Source organism: Desulfocurvus sp. DL1XJH-121 (assembly GCF_054819825.1).
This window is the reverse complement of record NZ_JBTVWW010000066.1, coordinates 1-364: the sequence shown is the minus strand read 5'-3', so window position 1 is coordinate 364 and position 364 is coordinate 1. Positions and strand designations below refer to the sequence as shown.

The following is a 364-nucleotide window of genomic DNA, read 5'->3' as shown; positions in this document are numbered from 1 at the left end:
CGGCTTTGACGCTATCGGCATAATCTGCCAGCGTCTTTTGCAGATTTTTATAATTAATGCCCGCTTTTTGCGCAACCGCCCGTAAATCACCGCTAACAAGGATTGGACTCTTTTTGCCATCAAGATCAAAGAAACCCTGCACTTCATCTTTTGTAAAACCATATTTAAGCAGCAGTGCATAGAACCGGTCCCATGTTCTTTGGTCCATCACAACGAAGGCAATCTTATCTTTTTGAGCTGCAATCGCATCCCGAAAGTGGGTATACGGCGCCGACTCGTTAACAATCCGTTTACCGTCAGTGTTAACAAAGATTGCACCCATATCAGTGGCTTCCTTGGTAGAATAGGTTGTCAACTTAGCAAT

At 44.2% G+C, this 364-nt stretch carries 1 protein-coding gene; it reads right to left on the bottom strand.

Annotated elements, in window-relative coordinates; genetic code table 11:
* Positions 1-322 (bottom strand): hypothetical protein (locus tag ACYYG1_RS17335; RefSeq protein WP_461211588.1); only part of this gene is annotated, 322 nt, incomplete at its 3' end.
* Positions 323-364 lie beyond the last annotated feature (42 nt).